At 61.9% G+C, this 6,596-nt stretch carries 8 protein-coding genes; 4 read left to right on the top strand and 4 right to left on the bottom strand.

Annotated features, from left to right (window positions below; genetic code table 11):
- Positions 1-68: 68 nt before the first annotated feature.
- Genes ACIQ3A_RS07065 through ACIQ3A_RS07075 form a run of 3 tightly spaced genes read left to right on the top strand, consistent with a single transcriptional unit; the run spans position 69 to position 2,151 of the window.
- Entirely contained in the window at positions 69-704 is a 636-nt protein-coding gene (locus ACIQ3A_RS07065; protein ID WP_396431044.1) for a DedA family protein, read from the top strand.
- Between the two features lie 11 nt (positions 705-715).
- On the top strand, positions 716-1,612 hold the full coding sequence (locus ACIQ3A_RS07070) for an EamA family transporter (protein ID WP_396431045.1): 897 nt from the start codon (positions 716-718) through the stop codon (positions 1,610-1,612).
- A gap of 53 nt (positions 1,613-1,665) precedes the next feature.
- The gene (locus tag ACIQ3A_RS07075; protein WP_396431046.1) at positions 1,666-2,151 is read left to right on the top strand and encodes a glutathione peroxidase; all 486 of its coding nucleotides are present in this window, start codon (positions 1,666-1,668) and stop codon (positions 2,149-2,151) included.
- A gap of 127 nt (positions 2,152-2,278) precedes the next feature.
- Here ACIQ3A_RS07075 and ACIQ3A_RS07080 read toward each other — a convergent pair whose 3' ends face one another.
- Entirely contained in the window at positions 2,279-2,665 is a 387-nt protein-coding gene (locus tag ACIQ3A_RS07080) for a hypothetical protein (protein ID WP_396431047.1), read from the bottom strand.
- Positions 2,666-2,765: 100 nt separating this feature from the next.
- On the opposite strand from ACIQ3A_RS07080, the gene ACIQ3A_RS07085 reads away from it, so the two are divergent.
- Positions 2,766-2,972 (top strand): hypothetical protein, encoded by a 207-nt coding sequence (locus ACIQ3A_RS07085; RefSeq protein ID WP_396431048.1) that lies wholly within the window; start codon positions 2,766-2,768, stop codon positions 2,970-2,972.
- 142 nt (positions 2,973-3,114) lie between these two features.
- Here ACIQ3A_RS07085 and glcF read toward each other — a convergent pair whose 3' ends face one another.
- The 3 genes from glcF to ACIQ3A_RS07100 all read right to left on the bottom strand — a co-directional run bounded on the left by glcF (position 3,115) and on the right by ACIQ3A_RS07100 (position 6,528).
- Positions 3,115-4,356, bottom strand: a complete 1,242-nt coding sequence (gene glcF, locus ACIQ3A_RS07090; protein ID WP_396431049.1) for a glycolate oxidase subunit GlcF — start codon at positions 4,354-4,356, stop codon at positions 3,115-3,117.
- 15 nt (positions 4,357-4,371) lie between these two features.
- A complete protein-coding gene (gene glcE, locus ACIQ3A_RS07095) occupies positions 4,372-5,517 on the bottom strand; it encodes a glycolate oxidase subunit GlcE (RefSeq protein WP_396431050.1) in 1,146 nt (381 codons plus the stop codon).
- Between the two features lie 78 nt (positions 5,518-5,595).
- Positions 5,596-6,528 (bottom strand): SMP-30/gluconolactonase/LRE family protein, encoded by a 933-nt coding sequence (locus ACIQ3A_RS07100; protein WP_396431051.1) that lies wholly within the window; start codon positions 6,526-6,528, stop codon positions 5,596-5,598.
- Positions 6,529-6,596 lie beyond the last annotated feature (68 nt).

Below are 6,596 nucleotides of genomic sequence, written 5' to 3' on the forward strand. Positions count from 1 at the left end.
GATCCGCTGCTTGTCAACCCCGCGCATTCCGCCTGAACCGTTCAGGCGCTGGCTGAACCCTGTAATCCATGGAAGTTTTTCAATTTCTGATGCCCATCTTCACCGAATACGGCTACTTGGCTGTGTTCGTGATGCTCTTGGTTTGTGGTTTTGGCGTGCCTATTCCCGAAGACGTGACCCTTGTCACGGGTGGCGTAATCGCCGGGCTGGGTCACGCCGATGTGCACACCATGTTTGCCGTAGGCATGGCGGGCGTCTTGATTGGCGATGGCCTGATGTTCACCCTGGGTCGGCTCTACGGCCAGCGGATTTCCAAATTGCCCGGGTTCCGCAAAATCCTGACCCCCGAGCGCTTTGCCAGCGCACAAGACGCTTTTCACAAGTACGGCAAATGGGTCATGTTTGTGGCCCGTTTTTTACCCGGCCTGCGCACCCCGGTCTTCTTTTCGGCAGGCATGAGCCACCGCGTGAGCTTTGCCACTTGGTTCTTGATGGACGGCTTTGCCGCCTTGATCAGCGTGCCCATCTGGGTGTACTTGGGTTACTTTGGCGCGCAAAATTGGGACTGGATGTTTGCCGTGCTGCGCCAGTTTCAGCACGGCATTTTTGCCCTGCTGGGATTGGGCGTGGTCTGGCTGGGCTGGCGCTGGTGGCGCAAGCGCCAAAGCAGCAAAGCTTCTGACACACCAGGCGATCCGTCCTGACACCCTCTTTCATGGGCCCGTCATCCCCTAAAAGTCTGGCCGTGGCCGGGCTGCTGCTGAACGCTTTTGTCTGGGGCGTGTGCTGGTGGCCCTTCAAACAACTCGAAGCCCAAGGCCTGCACCCGTTGTGGGCCACGGCGCTGGTCTATGGCTTTGTATTTGTGTCCATCAGCTTGTGGCTTTGGCGCAGCGGGCAGTTGCTAAGCTGGCGCGGCCACCCCGGGCTGTGGCTGTTGCTGTTGGCCTCGGGCCTGACCAATGTAGGTTTCAACTGGGCCGTGACGGTGGGCGACGTGGTGCGGGTGGTGCTGCTGTTTTATTTGATGCCCGCTTGGTCGGTGCTGGTGGCTTGGTGGCTGCTGGGCGAAAAGCCCACGGGCATGGCCTTACTGCGCTTGCTGCTGGCGCTGGCCGGATTGTTCATCGTGCTCAAAACCCCAGAGACGCCTTGGCCCGTGCCCGAAAGCCTGGCCGATGTGTTGGCTCTCACGGGCGGCCTGACGTTCGCCATCACCAACGCATTGCTGCTCAAGCTCAAGGACACGCCCAGTTCATCGCGCACGCTGGCCATGTTTGGAGGCGGCGCCGTGATGGCCACATTGGCCGCCATGGCGGGCCTGGCGACCGGCGTTGTGGCCGTTGGCCAGGCGCCCACCTGGGCCTGGGTGCCGCTGGTGGCCTTGCTCGGCATCTCCTTTTTGTTTGGCAACCTGGCGCTGCAATACGGCGCCGCCCGTTTGGCGGCCCACACCACAGCCCTTGTCATGCTGTCCGAAGTGCTGTTTGCCAGTGTGTCCTCGGTCCTGCTGGGCGCATCAGCTTGGGAAAGCCGCACCCTGCTGGGTGGGGCCTTGATCTTGCTGGCAGCTTTGCTGTCGGTGGTCGGGCCAGGCCACAAGGCCGACTGAATGACCCAGCTGGCATGATGCACGCCAGACACCACAACCTCTGAAAGCACCCCATGAGCCTGTATGACTTGGAAGCCCTTGGCATTGACAACCAGCCCGTGGGCTTGTCCCGATTCAAAGGTCAGGTGATGCTGATCGTCAACACCGCCAGTGCCTGCGGCTTCACGCCCCAATTCGCCGGGCTGGAAAAGCTGCACAAAACCTACGGCGACAAAGGCTTGGCGGTTCTGGGCTTTCCCTGCAACCAATTCGCCAGCCAGGACCCAGGCGATGACGCCCAGATTGCCAACTTTTGCCAGAAAAACTACGGCGTGAGCTTTCAGATGATGAGCAAGATCAAGGTCAACGGTGAACACGCCCACCCGCTGTACCAATGGCTGACCGCCGAAGCCCCTGGCATTCTGGGCAGCAAGGCCATCAAGTGGAACTTCACCAAATTTCTGGTCGGCAAGGACGGGCGCGTGATCAAGCGCTACGCACCGCAAGATGCACCGGAGAAGATGGCCAAGGACATTGAGGCCGCTTTGGCGGCAACTTAATGGTGTTTTGATGGCAAATTGATGGTGGTTTGATAGCAAGCGACTGGCTCAGCACCCTGCGCATTGGTCTGAAAGACTTGCCAACGGGTCTGTGTCATCGGCCCCAAGCCCACTCAGACTGCTCGGCTCAAACCCACCAGGTCAGCCCCACCAGCCACACCAACAGGGCCGCAGCACCCCACATCAGCAGCCGGGTGCGCAGCTGCAGCACATCGACGGCGCTGACCAGCCGGGCATTTTGTTCAGCCAACTCGGCCAGGGTTTCGGTCAGCTCGCGCTGGGTTTGGGCCTGGAGGTCAATCTGGCCTTGCGCGGCAATCAGGGCATTTTTGAGTTCGCCCAAACTTGGCACGGTGCTCACCGGGGTTGCCGTGGCAGGGGTGCCTGCTTGGCCTGGAGACTGAGGCGGCTGACGCTCCATCAACTTGCGCGCGGCTTTGAGCACCGTGGGGGCGTGTTCGATCACATCGCCCCAGGGAATTACTTTGAGCGCCATCAACCAAGGTATCGCCATCGTCTTGTCCTTTGTTTGCGCTTAACACGCGCAGTCTGCCATCCAGTATTGATACTACCCCTGCGGGCATTTCGGCGCCTCCTGACACAGGCCTTGCCAGATGGGCAAAAGGACTTTGGGGTGGCTGACGATGCTGGTCAGCGAACCCCGCGTGGCCAGCGGCTTGGGCGTGTGCAGCCCAGCGGTAGCGCACTGCAACGACTTGCTGGACCTGCAACTGGTGCGCCGCCTGCGGCAGCCCTGGATGGCCATCGACATCAACCGCTCTACGACACCCACCCTGAGTAACGGCTTTCCGATGCGCTAGGGCACGCAGGCGATCGGGCTGGTGGAATTGATGGAGAAGTTGATGCTGCTGTTGCGCGCTGGCTGAGGACCCTGCCTGCCCTTTTTTGTCAGGTTTGGGATCCCGGCGCGGAATTTCAGGCGGGTGATGCACCGCCGTGTGATCAGTCCGTGCTGATCGCCTCGTCCAGCAACTCCACCCAATGCCGAACCGGCAGGCCGCTGCCGCTTTGAAGGTGGGTGATGCAGCCGATGTTGGCGCTTAAAACGCCCTGGGGTTCCAATGCGTTCAAGTGGCCCAACTTGCGGTCGCGCAGCTGTTTGGACAGCGCCGGGTTGAGCACGCTGTAAGTGCCCGCTGAGCCGCAGCACAGGTGCGACTCGTTGGCGGTGACCTTGATCTGAAAACCCAGATCGCCCAAATGCTTTTCAACGCCCCCTTTGAGCTGCTGGCCATGTTGCAGCGTGCAAGGCGGGTGATAGGCCTGCAGGCCTGCAGCTTGAAGGGCTTCGGGCTTGATCTTGGCTTGGAGCAGCGGCACCAGCTCAGGCAGCAACTCGCTCAGGTCGCGGGTCAAGGCGCCGATGCGTGCGGCCTTGTCGGCGTAAGCCAGGTCGTCTTTCAGCGCATGGCCGTAGTCTTTGACCATCACCCCGCAACCGGAGGCATTCATCACGATCGCCTCGACTTCGCCACTTTCCACCAGTGGCCACCAGGCGTCGATGTTGGCGCGCATGTGGTCTTTGCCGCCTTCATGGTCATTCAGGTGGAACTTGAGCGCGCCGCAGCACCCGGCCTTGGGCGCGGTCACGGTTTGGATGCCGCAAGCATCGAGCACGCGGGCGGTGGCGGTGTTGATGTTGGGGCTCATGCTCGGCTGCACGCACCCGGCCAGCATCAGCACCTTGCGGGCGTGTTGCGCGGTGGGCCAGGCACCGGCGTTTTGTGGTGCAGGCACTTTGGCCTTCAGAGTGGCGGGCAGCAGGCCGCGCACCATCTGGCCCATCTTCATGGCCGGGGCAAACAGGGGCGAAGGCAGGCCTTCTTTGAGGGCCCAGCGCAACAGTTTTTCACTGGCCGGGCGCTCGACTTTGGCGTCCACCAGCTTGCGGCCGATGTCGACCAAGTGGCCATATTGCACGCCGCTGGGACAGGTGCTTTCGCAGTTGCGGCAGGTCAGGCAACGGTCCAGGTGCATTTGTGTTTTGCGCGTGGGTGTTTCACCTTCCAGCACCTGCTTGATCAAGTAGATGCGGCCACGCGGGCCATCCAGCTCGTCCCCCAAAAGTTGGTAGGTGGGGCAGGTGGCCGTACAAAAGCCACAGTGCACACACTTGCGCAAAATGGCTTCTGCCTCCAGGCCTTCAGGGGTGTTTTGGTATTCGGGGGCGAGCTTGGTTTGCATGGTGGTCGTCCCGGATCAGATGGGTTGCAGTCGGCCGGTGGCGAAAACGCCTTTGGGGTCGAACTGTTGCTGCAGTTGTTGTTGAATGCGTTGCTGTACCGCATCAAGCGGGGTGCTCACACCGGCGGCCTTGTCGAGTGAGGCATGGGCTGCGCTGGCGCGGAACAAAGTGGCGTGTCCCCCCACCGATTGCGCCAGCTCACGCAAGGCCACCGCCGCAGACGAGGGCGCCCAAAGCCAGCGCTGTGCCCCTTGCCACTCTGTGTAGAAAGGGTAGGGTAAATCCAGCACCGGTGCGGTTTGCGGCAGCGACAAACGCCACAAGCAAACATCGGGGCTAGGGGCTTCAAAAAAGGCCAAGCTTTGATCAGCGCTGGCGCGCCAATCTTGCACGGCTTCTGCCTTGTCCATCTGCTGCACCTGCGCGCCCAGCGCCAGAGCATCGGCGCTCATCTTGACCTTGGCCGACTGCACCGCCGCCACGGCGCCACGCAGGCGCACAAACAAATAGTCGGCCACCGGCTGGGCCATGGTGTCGCGCACCCAGGCACTGGCATTCAGGGGCAAGGGCTGCCCCCCCCAACGGTGCAACAAGTCGAGCGCCGGGCCTTGGGCCAAACCCACGATCATCAAGCTCGCCTCGGCCGGGGCCACGGGCAAGACCTTCAGGCTGACCTCGGTGATCAGGCCCAGCGTGCCCCAGCTGCCCGCCATCAGGCGGCTGACGTCGTAACCGGCCACGTTCTTCATGACCTGGCCACCAAACGTGAGGTGCTCGCCCAGACCGTTGATGAAGCGCGCACCCAGCACATAGTCACGCACTGCGCCGACCGTAGCGCGGGCCGGACCGCTCAGGCCCGCGGCCACCATGCCGCCCACGGTCGCACCTTCGCCAAAATGCGGCGGTTCAAACGCCAGGCACTGGCCTTTTTCAGCCAACGCAGATTCCAGCTCGGCCAGTGGCGTGCCGCATCGCACAGTCACCACCAGCTCACTGGGCTCATAGCTCACGATGCCGCGATAGCCGCGGGTGTCCAGCACCTCACCCGTGAGGCTATGGCCCCAGAAGTCTTTGGTGCCACCACCACGCAGGCGCAAAGTGCGCCCCTGGCCAGCAGCAGCGCGTACGGCGTCGATGAGGAAATTGAGTTCAGCGTCCATGAAAAGGATGGTAACTCCCAGCCTGTGGCCGCAGTGTGAATTTTTTGAATGAAAGGCTTGCTGGAAATTGGAGGGCGCTCAGCCGTGGAAATAATTCACCGCCAGCCCGGGCACGGCCACCCGAAGCGCAAAAATACAACCCGCCTGAGGGTACTGCGCCAACTCTGCGGCGCTGCGGCCCTGGCGAGATGTGGTGATGAACAGGGTTTTCAGGTCGGGTCCGCCAAAGCAGGGCATGGTCGGGCAGGGCACTGGCGTTTTCACTTCGGCCAGTACTTCACCCGCAGACGACAGGCGCAGCAGCCGCTGACCTTCGTATTGGGCGGACCAGTAAGCGCCTTCGGCATCCACCGCCGCACCGTCGGGGCGGCCGCCATAGGGGGCTGCATCGCCCCAGGCCCAGCCCGTTGGTTTGGGCGTCATCTGGTGAAACAATCGCTCGCCTGACAATTGGCCGCTGACCGGGTCAACGTCAAACGCCCGCACACGGTGCGCGGCGGTGTCGGCCCAGTACAGGGTTCGACCATCGGGTGACCAGGCCAGACCATTGGCGGTGGTCACGCCGTGCAGCATGCGGTGCAGCCCGTGCCCATTCAGCCTGTAGAGCACACCCAGCGGCTGGTCTTTGGGCTCGTACAGCGTGCCAGCCCAGAAGTGGCCTTGTGGATCGCATCGGCCATCGTTGAAGCGCAATCGCGTGCTGTCGTAGGGCGCAACGGTGAGCTGTTGCAAATCGCCATGCCAAGTGCGTGCCAGATAAATCCCATCGCGCAAAGCCATGACCAGACCGCCACCTTGCACAGGCGCAATGCAGCCAGGCTCTTGCGCCAAGGGCCAGTATTCGACCTCACCTTGTGCCTGCAGACCCAGCACCGCCACCCGCCCAATGCGCCGGGCAGGAATATCAACCCAATAAAGACGCGATTCGCCAGAATGCCAAAATGGCGACTCGCTCAGGCCATCGGGCTCAGTGGTCACGGCTTGCCAATCGGGCGAAACAAGGGGTGTCATTGCGTCAGGTCTTTCAAATGCAAGCGTCTATTTTGCCCGTGCAGGCCCTGTCAAAATGCCAGGACCCG

Source organism: Limnohabitans sp., from assembly GCF_044361985.1.
GTDB lineage: Bacteria > Pseudomonadota > Gammaproteobacteria > Burkholderiales > Burkholderiaceae_C > Limnohabitans_A.